The 19,326-nt window shown below is 44.3% G+C and carries 16 protein-coding genes; 9 read left to right on the top strand and 7 right to left on the bottom strand.

The window, feature by feature from the left end; translation table 11 throughout:
* Positions 1-30 precede the first annotated feature (30 nt).
* Positions 31-828, bottom strand: coding sequence for a DUF2189 domain-containing protein (locus OCU50_RS12140; RefSeq protein WP_017056530.1), 798 nt, complete (start codon positions 826-828; stop codon positions 31-33).
* 368 nt (positions 829-1,196) lie between these two features.
* Positions 1,197-2,351: a methionine adenosyltransferase gene (metK, locus tag OCU50_RS12135; protein WP_017056531.1), complete on the bottom strand. Its 1,155-nt coding sequence runs from the start codon at positions 2,349-2,351 to the stop codon at positions 1,197-1,199.
* Between the two features lie 389 nt (positions 2,352-2,740).
* On the opposite strand from metK, the gene tkt reads away from it, so the two are divergent.
* Positions 2,741-4,735, top strand: a complete 1,995-nt coding sequence (gene tkt / locus OCU50_RS12130) for a transketolase (RefSeq protein ID WP_261809196.1) — start codon at positions 2,741-2,743, stop codon at positions 4,733-4,735.
* Between the two features lie 92 nt (positions 4,736-4,827).
* Here tkt and OCU50_RS12125 read toward each other — a convergent pair whose 3' ends face one another.
* On the bottom strand, positions 4,828-5,721 hold the full coding sequence (locus OCU50_RS12125; RefSeq protein WP_060468639.1) for a LysR family transcriptional regulator: 894 nt from the start codon (positions 5,719-5,721) through the stop codon (positions 4,828-4,830).
* A gap of 140 nt (positions 5,722-5,861) precedes the next feature.
* Between OCU50_RS12125 and OCU50_RS12120 the strand changes: the two genes are divergently transcribed.
* The 6 genes from OCU50_RS12120 (at position 5,862) to OCU50_RS12095 (ending at position 13,798) form a co-directional block, all read left to right on the top strand.
* Positions 5,862-7,820: a ligand-gated channel protein gene (locus OCU50_RS12120; protein ID WP_082710354.1), complete on the top strand. Its 1,959-nt coding sequence runs from the start codon at positions 5,862-5,864 to the stop codon at positions 7,818-7,820.
* 130 nt (positions 7,821-7,950) lie between these two features.
* On the top strand, positions 7,951-9,000 hold the full coding sequence (epd, locus tag OCU50_RS12115) for an erythrose-4-phosphate dehydrogenase (RefSeq protein ID WP_029222970.1): 1,050 nt from the start codon (positions 7,951-7,953) through the stop codon (positions 8,998-9,000).
* Positions 9,001-9,166: 166 nt separating this feature from the next.
* A complete protein-coding gene (locus OCU50_RS12110) occupies positions 9,167-10,330 on the top strand; it encodes a phosphoglycerate kinase (RefSeq protein WP_060468638.1) in 1,164 nt (387 codons plus the stop codon).
* A 155-nt stretch (positions 10,331-10,485) separates the two neighbouring features.
* The gene (gene fbaA / locus OCU50_RS12105) at positions 10,486-11,562 is read left to right on the top strand and encodes a class II fructose-bisphosphate aldolase (protein ID WP_017056544.1); all 1,077 of its coding nucleotides are present in this window, start codon (positions 10,486-10,488) and stop codon (positions 11,560-11,562) included.
* A gap of 377 nt (positions 11,563-11,939) precedes the next feature.
* Entirely contained in the window at positions 11,940-12,806 is an 867-nt protein-coding gene (gene mscS, locus OCU50_RS12100; protein ID WP_060468637.1) for a small-conductance mechanosensitive channel MscS, read from the top strand.
* Between the two features lie 470 nt (positions 12,807-13,276).
* Positions 13,277-13,798 (top strand): TetR/AcrR family transcriptional regulator, encoded by a 522-nt coding sequence (locus tag OCU50_RS12095; protein WP_060468636.1) that lies wholly within the window; start codon positions 13,277-13,279, stop codon positions 13,796-13,798.
* 66 nt (positions 13,799-13,864) lie between these two features.
* Here the strand turns inward: OCU50_RS12095 and OCU50_RS12090 are convergent, their stop codons facing one another.
* A complete protein-coding gene (locus OCU50_RS12090; protein WP_060468635.1) occupies positions 13,865-14,494 on the bottom strand; it encodes a LysE/ArgO family amino acid transporter in 630 nt (209 codons plus the stop codon).
* 142 nt (positions 14,495-14,636) lie between these two features.
* Here OCU50_RS12090 and OCU50_RS12085 point away from each other — a divergent pair, with 142 nt between their 5' ends.
* Together OCU50_RS12085 and OCU50_RS12080 are read left to right on the top strand one after the other, a co-directional pair.
* The gene (locus tag OCU50_RS12085) at positions 14,637-15,533 is read left to right on the top strand and encodes a LysR family transcriptional regulator ArgP (protein ID WP_060468634.1); all 897 of its coding nucleotides are present in this window, start codon (positions 14,637-14,639) and stop codon (positions 15,531-15,533) included.
* A gap of 110 nt (positions 15,534-15,643) precedes the next feature.
* On the top strand, positions 15,644-16,357 hold the full coding sequence (locus OCU50_RS12080; RefSeq protein ID WP_017056550.1) for an oxidative stress defense protein: 714 nt from the start codon (positions 15,644-15,646) through the stop codon (positions 16,355-16,357).
* A gap of 114 nt (positions 16,358-16,471) precedes the next feature.
* Here the strand turns inward: OCU50_RS12080 and serA are convergent, their stop codons facing one another.
* From serA to OCU50_RS12065, 3 genes are all read right to left on the bottom strand, one after another.
* Positions 16,472-17,701 carry a phosphoglycerate dehydrogenase gene (serA, locus tag OCU50_RS12075; protein WP_060468633.1) on the bottom strand — a complete coding sequence of 410 codons (1,230 nt, stop codon included), beginning with the start codon at positions 17,699-17,701 and terminating at the stop codon, positions 16,472-16,474.
* 260 nt (positions 17,702-17,961) lie between these two features.
* Positions 17,962-18,618 (bottom strand): ribose-5-phosphate isomerase RpiA, encoded by a 657-nt coding sequence (rpiA, locus tag OCU50_RS12070; protein WP_060468632.1) that lies wholly within the window; start codon positions 18,616-18,618, stop codon positions 17,962-17,964.
* Positions 18,619-18,720: 102 nt separating this feature from the next.
* A complete protein-coding gene (locus tag OCU50_RS12065; RefSeq protein ID WP_060468631.1) occupies positions 18,721-19,320 on the bottom strand; it encodes a 5-formyltetrahydrofolate cyclo-ligase in 600 nt (199 codons plus the stop codon).
* Positions 19,321-19,326: the final 6 nt, after the last annotated feature.

Here is a 19,326-nt window from a genome sequence, read left to right as displayed (position 1 = left end):
AATAACATTGCTTGTTAATCTAGCGATGCTTTACACGTGATGTTTTTTCTTGATGATCTCGTGATAAGCGTGCCATGTACCGTAACCAAGTAGCGGCATGGTGACGATCATACCGATGCCGTAGGTTGCAAAGCCCACCAGAATACCGGAACAAATAATACTCGCCCACACAACCATTGCTGGGATGTTTGCTTTCACTGCATTGAAGCTAGTGAAAATAGCGCTCATTACATCAACGCGTCGCTCCATCATTAATGGAATTGAAAACGCTGAAATACTGAATATTAGGCTAGCGATGATTAGCCCAATTAAAGAGCCCGTAATCAGGAATGGAGCGAATTCAGTTAGTGGAGCCCCTTGAACAGAAGGGTATAACGCGTGCAATAACGCCGCGATTCGCATCCAGAAAATCATCGCTACCATCAATACAATCGCAAAGGCCCATTGATGGGTTGAGTTTCGTGTGATGGCCTTCATTGAGTGCAGTAGGCTAGCGTTGTGTCCTTTTTCTCTTTCCCAGCTGGCGTCATACAGGCCTAGAGCAAGAAAAGGCCCTATCAACATATAGACTATCAAGCTCGGCATAACGACTAGGTGTGTTCCTTGCCATTGGACAAGTTGGACTATGGCGATGGCTGCCGCCATAAAACACAAGCCGTAAAATGCGCTGATTAATGGCATTTTCACGAAGTCGTGTAGAGCTAGTGACAACCAATGAAAGGGTGCTGAAATGCTAACTTGGTTACAAGGAATGGTTCGAGCGTAATCCTGATCGCTGACCTTATCTTTTTTATTGTTCAGTTCCGATGGGTGCACGGTACGAGGCATAATTCCCCCTAGTTAAATAACGTCCTAGTTATAATTCCATAAGGCTCAGTGGTGTGGTTGACATTAGCGTTATGGTGTCGAGCTCAATCGCTCGTAATCGTCCTAGTTTTTGCTCTCGCATTCATTTAACTAATGATTTTAGACTAAATACATTAGGGTTAAACGTGAGCTTGATCGTCTAGGAGTTACCTTAACTATTGTCAGTAGTGCTAGAAAATACAAATTATCAGTGGCTTTTTATACTAAGTGGTTAACGGTAAAGAAGGGCGTTAGAGAAGGGAATGGCGAGTGAAAGTTCGGTAAGTACATAAAAATAAAGCCCTTACTAAGAAATAAGGGCTTTAAAGAAACAAATCGCAGTGGCTAAATTATTTTAGACCAGCGAAGTCCGCAAGGATTGCTGCTTTGTCTGTCGCTTCCCAAGGGAATTCTTCACGACCGAAGTGGCCGTATGCAGCAGTCTGCTTGTAGATAGGTTGAAGAAGGTTCAGCATCTCTTGAAGACCGTATGGGCGTAGATCGAAGTTTTGACGAACGGCTTCAATGATGATCTCGTGCGCTACTTTTTCAGTACCGAACGTTTCAACCATGATAGATGTAGGATCAGCAACACCGATAGCGTAAGACAGTTGAATCTCACAACGGTCAGCCATACCTGCTGCAACGATGTTTTTCGCAACATAACGCGCTGCGTAAGCTGCAGAACGGTCAACTTTTGATGGATCTTTACCAGAGAATGCACCGCCACCGTGACGAGCTGCGCCGCCGTAGGTATCAACAATGATCTTACGACCAGTTAGACCACAGTCACCCATTGGGCCACCGATTACGAAACGACCTGTTGGATTGATGAAGAAGTTAGTGTCTTTATTGATCCACTCAGAAGGAAGTACTGGCTTGATGATCTCTTCCATTACCGCTTCACGCAGGTCAGGTGTCGTGACTGAATCACAGTGCTGAGTTGAAAGAACAACGGCATCGATACCCACGATCTTACCTTGGTCGTACTGGAATGTTACTTGAGACTTAGCATCTGGGCGAAGGAAGTTAAGCTTGCCACTCTTACGTACTTCAGCTTGCTTTTTAACAAGAAGGTGAGAGTAAGTAATTGGAGCAGGCATTAGGATTGGTGTTTCGTTAGTCGCGTAACCAAACATGATACCTTGGTCGCCAGCGCCTTGCTCTTTCGGGTCTGTTTTATCAACACCTTGGTTGATGTCTGGAGACTGCTTACCAATTGTGTTTAGAACGGCACAAGAGTCAGCGTCAAAGCCCATATCAGAATGAACGTAACCAATTTCACGTACTGTTTCACGAGTGATTTCTTCAATATCAACCCATGCAGACGTTGTTACTTCACCGCCAACCATCACCATGCCGGTTTTTACGTAAGTCTCACAAGCAACACGTGCTTTTGGATCTTGTTCCAAGATGGCATCAAGAACAGCATCAGAGATTTGGTCTGCAATTTTATCTGGATGGCCTTCTGAAACAGATTCAGAAGTGAATAGGTGCTTAGCCATGAGAGCTCCACTTTTAGTTTTAGTTGCAAATAGTGTTTTAGTTGCAAATAGATTAAATGCAAATAATTTTAGGCGTCGCAAGTTAAGGAAGCGCCGCCATTAAATACAGTATATTTTGTAGGTGTTTCTACATCTAGACGGCCATTCTAAATTCCAACGGTCGAATTACAAGCTCTTTTTTATGATATGACATAACTAAACGTTTGCGTGCCGGGTGATATAAGCCATTACCAAGTGATATCAATGGGTAAAAATTGCGAAAAATGATGGTTAAAAGGACAGTAAATCGTTTGCAGTCGCTATAGTCGTTTGAGAGAATACCCGCGCTAATAAAAATGAAATTTTTAGCACTAACTCTTTTTAAATCGCTTATGTACTCAGGAGCAGACATGCCTTCTCGTAAAGTTCTAGCCAATGCAATCCGTGCGCTTAGCATGGACGGTGTTCAACAAGCAAACTCTGGTCACCCAGGCGCACCTATGGGTATGGCTGACATCGCTGAAGTTCTTTGGCGTGGCCACTTGAACCATAACCCGGCCAACCCAGAGTGGGCTGACCGCGACCGTTTTATCCTGTCTAACGGCCATGGCTCAATGCTGATTTACTCTCTGCTTCACCTAGCAGGTTACGAGCTTTCAATTGAAGATCTTAAGAACTTCCGTCAACTGCACTCTAAGACTCCAGGTCACCCAGAGTACGGCTACGCACCAGGTATCGAAACGACTACTGGTCCTTTAGGTCAAGGCATCACTAACGCTGTTGGTATGGCAATGGCTGAAAAAGCACTGGCTGCACAGTTCAACAAAGAAGGCCATGACATCGTAGACCACTACACTTATGCATTCATGGGTGATGGCTGTCTGATGGAAGGTATCTCTCACGAAGCATGTTCTTTAGCAGGTACGTTGGGTCTTGGTAAGCTGGTTGCTTTCTGGGATGACAATGGCATCTCTATCGATGGTGAAGTTGAAGGTTGGTTCTCTGACGATACACCTAAGCGTTTTGAAGCGTACGGCTGGCACGTAATCCCAGCGGTAGATGGTCACGACTCTGATGCTATCAACGCTGCTATTGAAGCGGCTAAAGCGGATCCTCGTCCAACTCTAATCTGTACTAAAACAGTAATTGGCTTTGGTTCTCCAAATAAAGCAGGTACGCACGACTGTCACGGTGCACCTTTAGGCGCTGACGAAATCGCAGCAACTCGTAAACAACTAGGTTGGGAGCACGGTCCTTTTGAAATTCCGTCGGAAGTTTACGCAGAGTGGGATGCGAAAGAAGCAGGCGCAGCTAAGGAAGCAGCGTGGAACGAGAAACTTGCAGCTTATGAAGCAGCATACCCTGAGCTGGCAGCTGAATTCAAACGCCGCGTAAACGGTGATCTTCCTGCACAGTGGGAAGAGAAAGCATCGGCAATCATCGCTGATCTTCAAGCTAACCCAGCAAACATCGCATCACGTAAAGCATCTCAAAATGCTCTCGAAGCGTTCGGTGCTATGCTACCTGAATTCATGGGCGGCTCTGCTGACCTTGCGCCTTCTAACCTAACTATGTGGTCTGGTTCTAAGTCGCTTGAAGCAAACGACTTCTCTGGTAACTACATCCACTACGGTGTACGTGAATTCGGTATGACGGCTATCATGAACGGTATCGCTCTGCACGGTGGTTTCGTACCCTACGGCGCAACGTTCCTAATGTTCATGGAATACGCTCGTAACGCTATGCGTATGGCGGCTCTGATGAAAACTCAGAACATCCAAGTTTACACGCACGATTCTATCGGCCTAGGCGAAGATGGTCCTACTCACCAACCGGTTGAGCAAATCGCATCTCTACGTCTGACTCCAAACATGAGCACATGGCGTCCATGTGACCAAGTTGAGTCAGCTGTTGCTTGGAAACTGGCAATCGAACGTAAAGATGGTCCTTCTGCACTTATCTTCTCTCGTCAAAACCTTGCACAACAAGATCGTGACGCTGAGCAAGTGGCTAACATCGCTAAGGGTGGTTACATCCTGAAAGATTGTGCTGGCAAGCCAGAGCTTATTCTTATCGCTACAGGTTCTGAAGTTGAGCTAGCGGTTAGCGCTGCGGCTGAACTAACCGCTGAAGGCAAGAAAGTACGCGTAGTATCTATGCCTGCAACTGACGCGTTCGATAAGCAAGACGCAGAATACCGTGAGTCTGTACTGCCATCTGACGTAACTGCACGTATCGCAGTAGAAGCGGGCATCGCTGACTTCTGGTACAAGTACGTTGGTTTCGGTGGCAAGATCATCGGCATGACAACGTTCGGCGAATCTGCACCAGCAGGCGAGCTATTCAAGATGTTCGGTTTCACTACTGAAAACGTAGTAAACACAGCGAAAGAGTTGCTAGCGTAACTGCTAGACAGCCCTAACAGTCGAACGTAAAGGACGACTGTTAGATGCTAAATTTAGAAAGGCCATCATTACGATGGCCTTTTTTAATTGTGTCAGGTTTTCCAACCTTGTGGAATGCTTTGGTAAATGCGCTCTAAAAGTACGGATAAGCGCAGTGGTGGTCTTCCTGCTGGCGTATAGCAGTTAATGGAGATGGGCTCCGAAAGCCAACCTTCTAAGCAAGGCGTGATTCGACCTGGGTGATGTTGCTCATAACCGCTTGCTGTCCAAGTTGGTAGCAACCCAATACCATGACCATTCGCGATGCTGTCGATCTGCATGGCGATGTTGTCGCTGTATAAGCGACTAATAAATGGCTCTAAGAAGAACTCACCGTGTTGAGGGTGCGTGAGCATCAATCCGTTTTCTTGTACCGAGCCAAAGTCTATCCAAGGGTGCGCTTCAAGTTCTTTGGGGTGTCGGAGCGAACCATGTTGTTCTAGATAAGCTGGAGAGGCAAAGGGCGTGTAACGAAATGAGCCTAATACCTCTTTGCGCCAACCGAGATCCTTACGCTCACCGAGCCAGATGAACAAATCTGGGTCATGATGCGCTTCAGAAAAGTCGCTGGTGAGTTGGACCCTGACGTCAGGGTTACCGGCGAGAAAGCCGTTGAGCACACCGCCTAGCCAACTTCTAACTAATGCTGTGTGACAAACAATATGCAGCGGCCCTGAGACTTGGTTCGTTAAACCTTGGAGCGCATCATAACTCTCTTCACTTAGCTCAAGAATCTGGCGACTGTAGTGGGCAAAAATTTCTCCTGCTCTTGTTAGAACTAATCGGTTGCCTTGTCTTGCTGTTAGAGCTTGACCGAAATCTTCTTCTAATTGTGCCAAGCGACGACTCAGCGTTGATTTAGGTTGGTTAAGGGCCTTGGCAGCGGCGGTCAAGCTCTTATGCTGATTGAGCGCATCAAAGGCTCGAATTGATGCTAAGTCGTGCATATTTCATTTATTCCTTACTGAGTTATGTATGGGTTCCATAAATGGGAGGAACCGTTCCATAACTATCACTATGCATCTCACTCTATTTATGAATAATTTGCGTTTGAAAATAATAATCATTATCAATTATGGAGATGTAGATGTCTACTCTTAGACTGCCAGTTATTACTGCAACTGGTATTTTTGCCTTTGTCAGTATCCCTCATGTTTTTGCCAATGATGCGGTTTCTAGAATGGAAACAGTGGTTGTAACTGCATCAAGTTATGAACAGTCTCAAGCGGACGCACCTGCGAGTATTAGTGTGATTTCGCGTGAGGAGTTGGACTCGCGTTATTATCGTGATGTTACTGATGCACTAAAAAGTGTGCCTGGTGTTGTCGTGACTGGTGGTGGCGACACTACCGACATCAGTATTCGTGGTATGGGTTCTAAATACACCTTGATACTCGTCGATGGTAAGCGCCAAAGCACGCGTGAAACTCGCCCAAATAGTGACGGCCCTGGTATTGAACAAGGTTGGCTACCCCCTCTTCAAGCGATTGAGAGAATTGAGGTCATTCGTGGCCCAATGTCGACGCTTTATGGCTCTGATGCGATTGGTGGTGTGATTAACGTGATCACACGAAAAGACGCGATGGAGTGGACGGGTAACGTTCAACTAGGCACGGTTTTGCAAGACAACAGTCGCTCGGGCGGAGAACAGAGCGCGAATTTCTTCGTCAATGGGCCGCTAGCCGAAAATCTATCTCTCCAAGTATACGGTCAGTATACCGCAAGAGAAGAAGATGATATTGAATACGGTTATGAAGATAAAGATATGCAAAGTATCTCGTCAAAACTGACCTACCAGGTTAATGACCGCCATTCTGTGCAATTAGAAGGGGGCACATCGGCACAAAGTCGTCGTGGGAACGTTGGACTCTCCGTACCCACTACGGGTTGCCGAAGAGGTTGTGAGGATTCGCTCAACGAATATAGTCGTAATTACGTCACACTGAGTCACAACGGCGATTGGGACTCGGTTGGCCTATCAGATACTTACTTGCAACGTGAAGAGAGCGAAAACAAATCTCGTGAGATGATGATCACCAACACTACGTTCAAGTCGAGCTTAGTGACTGGTATTGGAAACCATACACTGACGACCGGTGTGGACGCCACTCATGCGGAGCTTGAGGATTTTACTTCCAACAAAGCGTCATCGAAGACCGAAACATCGAATACGCAGTGGGCTGTCTTCATTGAAGATGAATGGAGAATCGCCGATCCGTTTAGCGTTACGTTTGGTGGTCGTCTAGATCATGACGAAAACTATGGCGCGCACTTTAGCCCGCGTGTTTATGGTGTATGGCGTGTCGACCCGTCTTGGACTGTGAAAGGTGGTGTGGCAACAGGTTTCCGTTCTCCGCAATTACGTGAAATTACTCCTGGTTGGGCACAAGTCAGCGGTGGCGGTAATATTTACGGTAACCCAGATCTTGATCCTGAAACGTCGCTAAACAAAGAAATCAGCGTCTTGTATCAAGGTGACGCTGGTTTAGATGTCTCTTTGACTGCATTCCATAATGAGTTCAAAGACAAAATCACACGTGTTGTTTGTCCAGATACCATCTGTACTGATGGGCCAAACCAATGGGGAGCCGATCCTACGTACCGTATCAACGTGGATGAAGCCGTCACACAAGGTATTGAAGCGACCTTAGCATCGCCGTTAACAGAAACTATTTATATCAGCTCGAGCTACACATTTACCGATTCCGAACAAAAAACAGGTGAATACAAAGGCATGCCGTTACAGCAGTTACCAAAGCATCTATTTAACGTTGATGTGGCTTGGCAAACAACAGTAGACCTAGAGAGTTGGGCTAAAGTCACTTATCGAGGTAAAGAAATGGATCCGGTTACGGGCCCATCGAGAAACAGTACCGTAGAGCCCGCTTATACCTTTGTGGACGCCGGTGTGACATACCAGTTAACCGATAACACTCGTATCAAAGGCGCGATCTATAACTTGCTGGACGAGGAAATCAGTTACGAAGAATACGGATATGTCGAAGATGGTCGTCGCTACTGGTTAGGTTTAGACGTCGCATTTTAATGATTGTTGTAGTAGGCCGAGCATTGTCTCGGCCTTTTTTAATCCTACTTTGCTATGATTCAACAGGTGCGCTTTTCAACCTGATCAGGTAGTATCTGTGACACGAAATTTTGGTTAGATGTACGGAACTATGCTAAAAGTCGCGATAAATGGATTTGGACGAATAGGGCGTAATGTATTACGCGCTGTCTATGAAAGTGGCAAAAGCCAACAAATCAAAGTAGTAGCGGTCAATGAGCTTGCTCAGCCTGACGCTATGGCTCACCTATTGCAGTACGACACCAGTCATGGCCGCTTCGGCAAGAAAATCTCTAACGATCAAGAGCACATCTATGTTCATCATGGCATTGGTGCTGAAGATAAAGGCGAGTTTGATACCATTCGTATCTTACATCTGGCTGATATTGAACTGTTGCCTTGGCGTGACCTCGAGGTTGATATTGTTCTCGATTGTACTGGTGTTTACGGTTGCCGAGATGACGGCCTTGCGCACATCGCTGCTGGCGCGAAGAAAGTGCTGTTTTCACATCCAGGTGCTAACGACCTCGATAACACCATTATCTATGGTGTAAATCACGATACCATCGAAGCTGACCACCGAATCGTTTCCAATGGTTCATGCACCACTAACTGTATTGTCCCTATCATTAAGGTGCTTGATGACGCCTTTGGCATCGAATCCGGTACCATCACGACTATTCACTCTTCAATGAATGATCAGCAAGTGATCGATGCGTACCACAGCGATCTTCGCCGTACTCGAGCTGCGAGCCAATCCATCATTCCTGTCGATACCAAACTGCATAAAGGTATTGAAAGAATCTTCCCGAAATTTTCTAACAAGTTCGAAGCGATATCTGTGCGTGTGCCGACGGTAAACGTAACCGCGATGGATTTAAGTGTCACAATTAATACAAATGTGAAAGTTAATGACGTAAATCAAACCATTGTTAATGCATCCCAGTGTACATTACACAATATAGTTGACTATACTGAAGCGCCGCTCGTTTCCATTGACTTTAATCACGATCCCCATAGCGCAATCGTTGATGGTTCACAAACACGAGTGAGCAATGGCACCTTAGTGAAAATGCTGGTGTGGTGTGACAATGAATGGGGCTTTGCGAATCGAATGCTGGATACGGTTCTTGCAATGCAAGCTTCTGAAGGCAAGAAGTAAGACCTAGAAGCAAATGTGTGGATTATTTATTTTTTAGCTTGAAATAAATACAAAGTATCCACATATTATGAGTAGTTAAAGAATTACCAGTTGAATAATTTATAGGCTTAGCAGGGTTGCTGAGTTTCCAAAACTTTATATTTATTTAAATTTGAGAGGACAAAACATGTCTGTGATCAAGATGACTGACCTGGAACTTGCAGGTAAACGCGTATTTATTCGTGCTGACCTAAACGTACCAGTAAAAGACGGTAAAGTAACTTCAGATGCACGTATCCTTGCATCTCTACCAACTATCAAACTTTGCCTAGAAGCTGGCGCAAAAGTTATGGTTACTTCTCACCTTGGTCGTCCTACTGAAGGCGAATACAACGAAGAGTTCTCTCTAGCACCTGTAGTTAACTACCTAAACGACGCACTAGACTGCGACGTTAAGCTAGCGAAAGATTACGTTAACGGCCTAGAGCTAAACGCTGGTGAACTCGTTGTTCTTGAAAACGTTCGCTTTAACAAAGGCGAGAAGAAAAACGAAGAAGCACTTTCTAAGCAGTACGCTGCACTATGTGACATCTTTGTAATGGATGCATTCGGTACAGCTCACCGTGCACAAGCTTCTACTCACGGTGTAGGTACTTACGCTCCTGTAGCATGTGCTGGTCCTCTTTTAGCTGCTGAGCTTGAAGCGCTTGGTAAAGCAATGGACAACCCAGAGCGTCCACTCGTTGCTATCGTTGGTGGTTCTAAAGTTTCGACTAAACTAACGGTTCTTGAGTCGCTATCTAAAATCGCTGACCAACTTGTTGTTGGTGGTGGTATCGCAAACACATTCATCGCTGCAGAAGGCCACAACGTAGGTAAGTCTCTATACGAAGCTGATCTAGTTGAAACGGCTCAGAAGCTAATGAAAGAGTGCGCAATTCCAGTTGCTACTGATGTTGCATGTGCTAAAGCATTCGACGAAAACGCAGAAGCTGAAATCAAGCACGTTTCTGAAGTTCAAGACGACGACATGATCTTCGACCTTGGCCCAGATTCAACTGCAGCACTAGCTGAAATCATCGGTAACGCAAAAACTATCCTTTGGAACGGCCCTGTAGGCGTATTTGAATTCAAAAACTTCGAAGCGGGTACAGCTGGTATCTCTAAAGCAATCGCTGAGTCTGCAGGTTTCTCTGTAGCAGGTGGTGGTGACACGCTAGCCGCTATCGATAAGTTCGGTATCAAAGCGGACGTTTCTTACATCTCTACTGGCGGTGGCGCTTTCCTTGAGTTCGTTGAAGGTAAAGTACTTCCTGCAGTAGCAATGCTTGAAGAGCGTGCTAAAGCATAATTGATTTAGAAAGGCGAGATGCGAATCTCGCCTTTTAACGTTTGCTGCATATCACACTTTTTTGCTAGAATGGCATAAGTTGTGAGCAAACGATTGCAAGTTTTTGAACTTAAGTTTTTTAATCTTAAAACGATAGAATAAATAGGACTATTTCCATGTCTAAGATCTTCGATTTTGTAAAACCTGGTGTGATTTCTGGCGATGACGTACAGAAAGTATTTGAAGTAGCAAAAGAAAACAAATTTGCTCTTCCTGCTGTAAACGTTGTTGGTACTGACTCTGTAAACGCAGTACTAGAAGCAGCTGCTAAAGTTAAATCTCCAGTAGTTGTTCAGTTCTCTAACGGTGGCGCTGCATTCTTCGCAGGTAAAGGCGTTAAACTTGAAGGTCAAGGCGCACAAGTGCTTGGCGCTGTAGCTGGTGCAAAATACGTACACGCTGTAGCTGAAGCTTACGGTGTTCCAGTTATTCTACATACTGACCACGCTGCTAAGAAACTTCTTCCATGGATCGACGGTCTATTAGACGCTGGTGAAGAGTTCTTCGCACAAACTGGTAAGCCTCTATTCTCTTCTCACATGCTAGACCTTTCTGAAGAGTCTCTAGAAGAGAACATCGAAACATGTGCTAAGTACCTAGAGCGCATGGCTAAAATGAACATGACAATCGAGATCGAACTTGGTTGTACTGGTGGTGAAGAAGACGGCGTAGATAACTCTGATATGGACGCATCTGAGCTTTACACTTCTCCAGAAGACGTAGCGTACGCATACGAGAAACTAATGGAAGTTAGCCCTCGTTTCACTATCGCTGCTTCTTTCGGTAACGTACACGGTGTTTACCAAGCTGGTAACGTTGTACTGACTCCAACTATCCTACGTGATTCTCAAGCATACTGTTCAGAGAAGTTCGGTATTGCACCTAACGCTCTAAACTTCGTATTCCACGGTGGTTCTGGTTCTTCTGAAGCAGAAATCCAAGAGTCTATCGGTTACGGTGTTATCAAAATGAACATCGATACTGATACACAGTGGGCAACTTGGGACGGTATTCGTCAGTACTCAGCTGACAACTTCGATTTCCTACAAGGTCAAATCGGTAACCCAACTGGCGAATCTGCTCCAAACAAGAAGTACTACGATCCACGCGTATGGTTACGTGCAGGTCAAGCTTCAATGGTTGCTCGTCTAGAGAAAGCATTTGCTGACCTTAATGCTGTAGACGTACTATAATTCTTTGAATTAAGTACTCTTTGAGTTTTAAGAAACCCGCTTAATGAGCGGGTTTTTTTATGTCTGATGAAAACTTGTATTAAATATGTGAAAAACCTAGCCTACCGTGCATAAATTTCGTAGTCTTTTAGTTATCGGTATTTGTGTTTATCGGTAAGTTTTATTTTTCAAAAGCTTACATAAATATGACTTTGCAATCTGTCAAAGATAGGATATCGTGCCGAAAAACTGGACTTGGTTCAGTTTATAAAAAGGACTTGGCTTTTATTTACTTTTAACACAATGACTTAACAGGAGTTAAACTGTTTGCTTTGTTGTCTAGTAAGTTTGGCTTAAGGCAGTTTAGCCCATAGCATATTATATAGAGGATGCACATTATGGCTGATAGTTCGACAGCAATTGAAACCCCACTTGTGGACGGCTTATCTCACGCTGAGAAGTGGTTAACAAATAATTCAGATCTATTTATCCAATATGGCGTAAATATTATTTCAGCACTGTTAATTTTATTTATTGGTAACCTCGTTGTTAAAGCCGTAGCGAACAGCGTGTCCAAGGTTCTTGAGAAGAAGAAGATGGACCGAGCCGTTGTTGAGTTTATCCACGGTTTAGTTCGTTACTTGTTGTTTGTTATTGTCTTAATTGCTGCTCTTGGTCGCTTAGGTGTTCAAACTGCATCTGTAGTCGCTGTAATTGGTGCGGCAGGTTTAGCTGTAGGTCTTGCGCTACAAGGCTCACTATCTAATTTTGCTGCTGGTGTACTTATCGTTGCGTTCCGTCCATTCAAGTCTGGTGACTATGTGGAAATTGGTGGTGTAGCGGGTTCAGTTGATTCAATTCAAATCTTCCAAACGGTTCTAACAACGCCAGACAACAAAATGGTAGTGGTGCCAAACGGAAGTGTTATTGGTAGCCCTATTACTAATTACTCTCGTCATGCGACGCGTCGTATTGATCTAATGATTGGTGTTTCTTATAACGCTGATCTTCAGAAGACAAAAGCATTACTGACTAAGATCTGTGAATCTGATGAACGTATATTAAAAACGCCAGGTGTTAAAGTTGGTGTTCATACGCTAGCGGATTCTTCAGTAAACTTCGTAGTTCGTCCATGGGTTAAAACTGCGGAGTATTGGGATGTTTACTTCGACTTAATGCAAGAAATCAAAGAAGGCTTGGATAAAGAAGGTATCGAAATTCCATTCCCACAAATGGATGTGCACATGAATAAAGTAGAAGCTTAATTTCTAGTTAGTTTTTTATAGCTATAAGCTTTTATAAGGAAAGGCGGATAACTTAGGTTATCCGCCTTTTTATTGTCTTCAATATCACTTCTCTTGTTCGTTAGTTGTTATCACGGCTTAGTTTCTTTTCTTTGTATATCCCTATTTTTCGTTCTACTCGACGTTGGCCACAACGATGCTTTCAACATCGCATATAAGGGCTTTCTTACTTCTTGTCCTCCCAAAATAGCCAATAAACATAAACCGCCAGGAATCAAAATCATCATCAGTAGTGGTCGAAGTAGGTAAGAGAAGCAAAAGATCGTGGGCAGAAAAATCAGTACTTGTCCCAGTCGGTTTAATATATTCATCATGTCCGTATCTCCAAGATAAAAAATGAGCATGCTCATTTTTATAATTGAGCGCGCTCAATTTGTCAAATTAAAGCACTAAGAGTATGATCAAGCTTGATTTGAGAAGGGTGTATTTTCGTGAGTAAGAGAGAGATAACGAAACAGAAGATCTTAGCGTCTGCTTGGGAGTTGTTTGGGGAGAATGGTTATGACAACACCACAACTCGACAGATCGCTCGTCACGCGGGTGTGGCAGATGGCACGGTGTTTAGTCATTTTGAAACTAAGCTGACGATTCTTCGAGAAGGGATGCTATCGCAGTTGGAAAAGATTGGTCAGGAGGTGTTAGCTGCTGACCAAGATAAACGTGCTGTGGATGTCGGTATCTCGCTGATTGAACACTACTACCGATATTATTTTGATAATGTTGAGTTAAGTCGAGCGTTACTCAAAGAGGTCATTTGGGATCTAGATTATTACCGCACCTTTGATCAGGCACTCTTTCAGACGGTTAATGTCGATGTATCTATTTCTGAAAAAATGCCATTGATTATGGATAGCTATTTCATGACCTTGATAAATCACTTGAGCCAACCAGAGCCAAGCCTTGAAGCTGCGTTGAGTGAACTGAACAGTAAAATTCGAGTCATTCTAGCGTAACTCATTATATTAATGAGTTACTTACGGCGTGTCTGGCTTGGTCGGTAGTCTTTGTTCTTTAAGTGGTTACCAGTATTGTTCAATCAGTCCATGAGTAAGCACAGCAGCAATTGCGAACATCATGGTCGCTACTGCGATATCAATGCCTTTCTTAACATTCGGTTTAGATAGCGTTGGGCCTAGCTTTGCTGCGCCCAATGACAAAGAGTAAAACCAAACGAACGAAGCCAAGATAGTCCCCATAGCAAAAGCAATTCTGTCGTTACCTTCAAACTGCCCGCCAATCGAACCAAGAATCACTACGGTATCCAAATAGAGGTGTGGGTTTAATACGGTAACCGCCAATGCACCCAAAATAACGGTGCGCTTACCACGAGCCAGTATCTCTCCTTTTGACTCCTCGCTTGAGGGCGCTTTAAAGGCACTGCGTAGCGACAACAAACCATACACGGTTAGAAAAGCGATACCACCTAACGTTACTGAGGTGAGTAGCAATTCATTTTGCGACAAAATCGCACCACCACCAAAAATACCCAATGAGATAAACAGAGTGTCGAGCAGGCTACAAATTGTCGCAGTGGTTAAATGATGGTTGCGCTTTATCCCTTGATTTAAGACGTACGCATTCTGAGCGCCAATAGGGATAATCATGCTTGCCCCTAGACCAAAACCTTGTAATAAAACCCAAAAACTCATTTTAACCTCCACTGATTTAACGATATTTACGTGCTATATGGCGAAGATACTCTGACCTTTTGAATAAGTATAATTAATGATTTTAATCTATTATTAGAGTTGCTAATGTGGCGTTGAGTTAGCTTAAAAAGGAAGCAAATTGATGCGTGGATTAGATTATAAGTGGATAGAAGCACTGGATGCTGTGGTGAAACAACGTAGCTTCGAAAGGGCTGCGGAGCAGTTATATATCTCCCAGTCTGCGGTGTCTCAACGTATCAAACAACTGGAAAAGTGGCTAGCTCAACCTGCTTTGGTGAGAGAAAACCCGCCAAGGCCAACCCCTGCGGGTAAAAAGTTATTGGGTTTGTATCGCCGGGTTCGTTTGTTAGAGCACGAACTTGTCCCTGAATTAATGAATGAAGATGGTAATCATCCTCTTTCTATATCGATAGCAACCAACGCAGATAGTTTGGCGACATGGCTGTTACCAGCATTATCGGATGTGATGAGGTCTCGCCAAGTGGAACTGAACCTCGCGATTCATGGTGAGGCGAGAACCATTGATAAGATAAAAAGTGGTGAGGTTGCCGGCGCGATCAGTTTGGAGTCTCAAGCGATTCCAGGCTGCAGTGCTGATTATCTCGGCAGAATGGATTATGTATGTGTGGCGAGCCCTGACTTCCATCAGCGCTATTTTTCTGAGGGCGTAAACTACGCCACATTAAGCAAGGCACCAGCGGTCTCTTATGACCAATATGATGACCTGCATAAGAAGTTTCTTCATGACCATTTTAACGTACCAAGAGACAGTGTGATCAATCATACAGTAGGTAGCTCAGAAGCGTTTGTACGTTTGGGTTTATCAGGTGTTGCCTACTGTTTGATCCCTCGATTGCAGATCATTGATGAGTTAGAGTCTGGGACATTGATTGATATCACGCCTGGTTTTCTGCTGTCTTATCGCATCTACTGGCACCACTGGCAGCTTGAAAGTGGGGTACTCAAAGAGATATCTCAAGCGATATTAAGTTATGCTCACAACCACTTGCCTCAGTAATCTGTCGATTTTTTCATCGTCAATGTTCTGTTAGAAATGAGAGGTTAGGATTGGCTAAACGACAAATTGCTCTATGATGAAAGTACATTTGCTTAGCACAGGTCTACCTAATGAAGTTTGCACCAAAGATGTTAGTAACGTCTCTTACTCTTACTGCAGCGTTGAGTGCTGTGAGTTTTCCTTCATTGGCAAACTCTCCCTCTTTTCCGCATATTTCAACGACGGGCTATGGTGAAGTAGTTGCGACACCTAATATGGCAACATTTTCTGTTAGAGTCGTAGAATCGACGATGACGGCCGAACAGGCAAAAAAAACCGTTGATAAAGTTGTAACGGGTTTCCTCAACAAGCTGCATCACGCTGGCGTCAAGGAAGAGAGTGTACACAGCTCTAATCTCTACCTGTCTCCTCAATACCATTACCCTAAAGATGGCAAGCCTGAGCTAGTTGGCTATAGAGCTTCACGTAACGTGACGGTTCAAGTGAACGATTTAGCTAACTTAAATGAGTACATGGATATTGCTATTGGGCAGGGTATTAATCAGATCGATAATATTCAGCTTCAGGTTCGTGACGAAGCTAAGTACCAAGAACAAGCGCGCTTAGAAGCAATTAAAGATGCAAGGTTGAAAGCTAAGTCGCTAGCGAGTGGTTTTGAACGTGAGTTAGGTGATGTATGGCGTGTAGATTACAACGCACAATCTTCTCAGCCCGTACTGATGCGCTCAATGGCGATGGATGCGAGAACAGAGTCGAACTCTTATGAAGATTCAACGATCACTATTCGCGATCGTGTTAATGTGATCTATCAACTAGAAGAATAGGGAACGCATATCTGAGAGGTATTCGATCACTATGATCTAGTTACCTACGATAGGCCAAATAGTAAAAAAAGCTCTCATAATGAGAGCTTTTTTACTAATGATCGAGTTTGATGATTAGTGAAGTAGACGAGCGCGGATTGTGCCTTCGATCTCTTTCAGTTTAAGCAGTGCTTCTTCTGAACGATTTGCTTCCACATCAATAACCACATAACCCATATCTGCCGCCGTCTGTAAGTACTGACCTGCGATGTTGATGCCTTCTTCTGCGAAGATGGTGTTGATCTGAGTTAGAATGCCAGGACGGTTTTCGTGGATATGGAGCAAACGAGAGGTTCCAGTATGCAATGGCAGTGATACTTCTGGGAAGTTAACACTTGATAGCGTTGAGCCGTTATCTGAGTATTTCGCTAGCTTACCTGCTACTTCTACACCAATATTCTCTTGTGCTTCTTGTGTTGAACCACCTACGTGAGGAGTCAAGATGACATTGTCGAACTGCATTAACGGAGACTCAAATGGGTCTGCATTGGTTTTTGGTTCTGTTGGAAAAACGTCGATCGCTGCACCTGCAAGGTGACCAGAATCTAGAGCACCACACAGAGCCGGGATATCAACCACAGTGCCACGTGCCGCATTAATAAAGATAGAGCCTGGCTTCATTCGCTCGAACTCCTCTTTCCCCATCATGTTCTTAGTTTCTTTAGTTTCAGGTATGTGTAAAGAGATCACATCGCACTTGTTTAGCAATTCAGTCATAGTATGAACTTGAGTGGCATTACCTAGAGACAGTTTGTTCTCGATGTCATAGAAGTAAACACGCATCCCAAGATTTTCCGCAATAATACCCAGTTGAGTACCAATGTGACCGTAACCAATAATACCTAAACGCTTACCACGAGCTTCGTAAGAGTTGTCTGCACTCTTTTTCCAAATGCCACGGTGCGCAAGAGCGTTCTTTTCTGGAATGCCACGAAGTAGCAATAGAACCTGACCAAGAACTAGCTCAGCAACACTTCGTGTATTTGAAAATGGCGCATTGAATACAGGAATACCGCGCTTCGCCGCAGCTTGAAGGTTTACTTGGTTTGTACCTATACAGAAACAGCCGACAGCAACAAGCTTTTCAGCCGCATCAATAACTTCTTGGGAGATGTTTGTGCGAGAACGAATACCAATGAAGTGAACATCTTTAACAGCCTCAAGAAGCTCATCTTCTGGTAATGAGCCTTTATGATACTCAATATTGGTATAACCAGCGGCTTGCAGTACTTCTACAGAAGAAGGGTGAAGACCTTCTAGAAGTAGAATTTTTATCTTGTCTTTTTCCAGTGAAACTTTGGCCATTGTTCTCGTCCTTAAAGTGGAAAGGTGGGGCAAATGCGGCGCACGTGCAACAAAATGGCTGAGAGGGGAACTAATTCACCATTTTGTCAGGAGACAAACGTTTTCCTTGTGCGTCTTCTGAACAATAAAGTAACAAAAAAAAAATGTTTTGGGTAAGAAAATTACGGAATAAGACATAATTTTACGGGGACAAAGCAAAAAAACGGCGCCCTTGGGCACCGTATGTAATGAAGTAACAGAAAAACTCAATCTCCTGGTATTTATTCTTCTATTTTTGCACCTTCAGGCGTGCCAGTGATCACCACATCTGCGCCGCGGTGAGCAAACAGACCAACTGTAACTACACCAGCGATAGCATTGATATTATCTTCTAATTGTTTTGGATTTTCGATCGCCATGCCGTACACGTCTAGGATCATGTTACCGTTATCCGTTGTGCAACCATCGCGGTAAACTGGGTCACCACCAAGTTTCACTAGCTCGCGAGCTACGTATGAACGTGCCATTGGAATAACTTCAACAGGAAGAGGGAATTTACCTAAAACATCAACCGCTTTCGTGCCATCTACGATACAAATAAACTTGTCTGAGATTGCCGCTACGATTTTTTCACGAGTAAGAGCAGCGCCGCCGCCTTTGATCATATCACGTGAACCGTTAATTTCGTCAGCGCCATCAACATAAACGTCTAGTTTGAAAACGTCGTTGCACTCAAATACTTTGATTTCTAGTGCTTCTAGTTTTTCAGTAGAAGCGACAGAGCTTGAAACCGCACCTTTGATTTTGTCTTTCATTGTGCCAAGTGCGTCGATGAAGTGATTTACTGTAGAGCCAGTACCTACACCTACAATGCTGCCTTCTTCAACATATTGAAGTGCTGCCCAGCCAGCTGCTTTTTTCATTTCATCTTGAGTCATGCCATTCTCCTGAATAAGGTCGTGCGCTTTGAGTTAATTGTTCGCGTATTGAGGTTAACGTTTGTATATCGAGGTTAACGTTTGCGGCGCGATTATAGCGCTTTAATGGTCATTTTCCCATTGCCAAGTTTTACTCGGAGTCACGATTTTAGGTAAGGGAACGTCCCATTCCTCAATTGGCAGCGTATCGACATGTTGGCAATCGTGAGCCAAACCAATTGGGGTTGCGCCACTACCTGTCTCAAACCATTTCGCTAAGGTGCGATCGTAATATCCGCCGCCCATCCCTAAGCGGTGACCATGAGAGTCAAAGCCGACAAGGGGGGTTAGGATAAGGTCGAGTTGCTGACAAGGCTGAACCAACATTTGATTAAGCTGAGGTTCTACAATGCCGTACTTATTCAAAACAGTGGGTGTGGTTGGAGAGTAGTGCAGAAACAAAAGATGTCCGGCTGAGAAGGGGTGCAATACTGGTAAATAAGTTTGCTTACCTTGCGACCATAACCATTCAATTAAAGGCTGGGTATCGAGCTCGCCATCAATCGAAATATAAAGAGCAATATGCTGAGCAGACTGAATCTCATCAAGCTGCATGCACTGCTTAACGAGGTCTAAACCGGATTGAGTTTGTTGTTCGCCAGATAAGGCATTGCGTTTGATACGGATCTGTTTGCGAAATTCGCAGCGTGTGAGCGTCTTCATAAGAAG

This window comes from Vibrio toranzoniae, assembly GCF_024347655.1.
Classification (GTDB): Bacteria; Pseudomonadota; Gammaproteobacteria; order Enterobacterales; family Vibrionaceae; genus Vibrio; species Vibrio toranzoniae.
The sequence above is the reverse complement of the archived record's forward strand: the minus strand, read 5'-3'. Positions and strand labels throughout refer to the sequence as shown.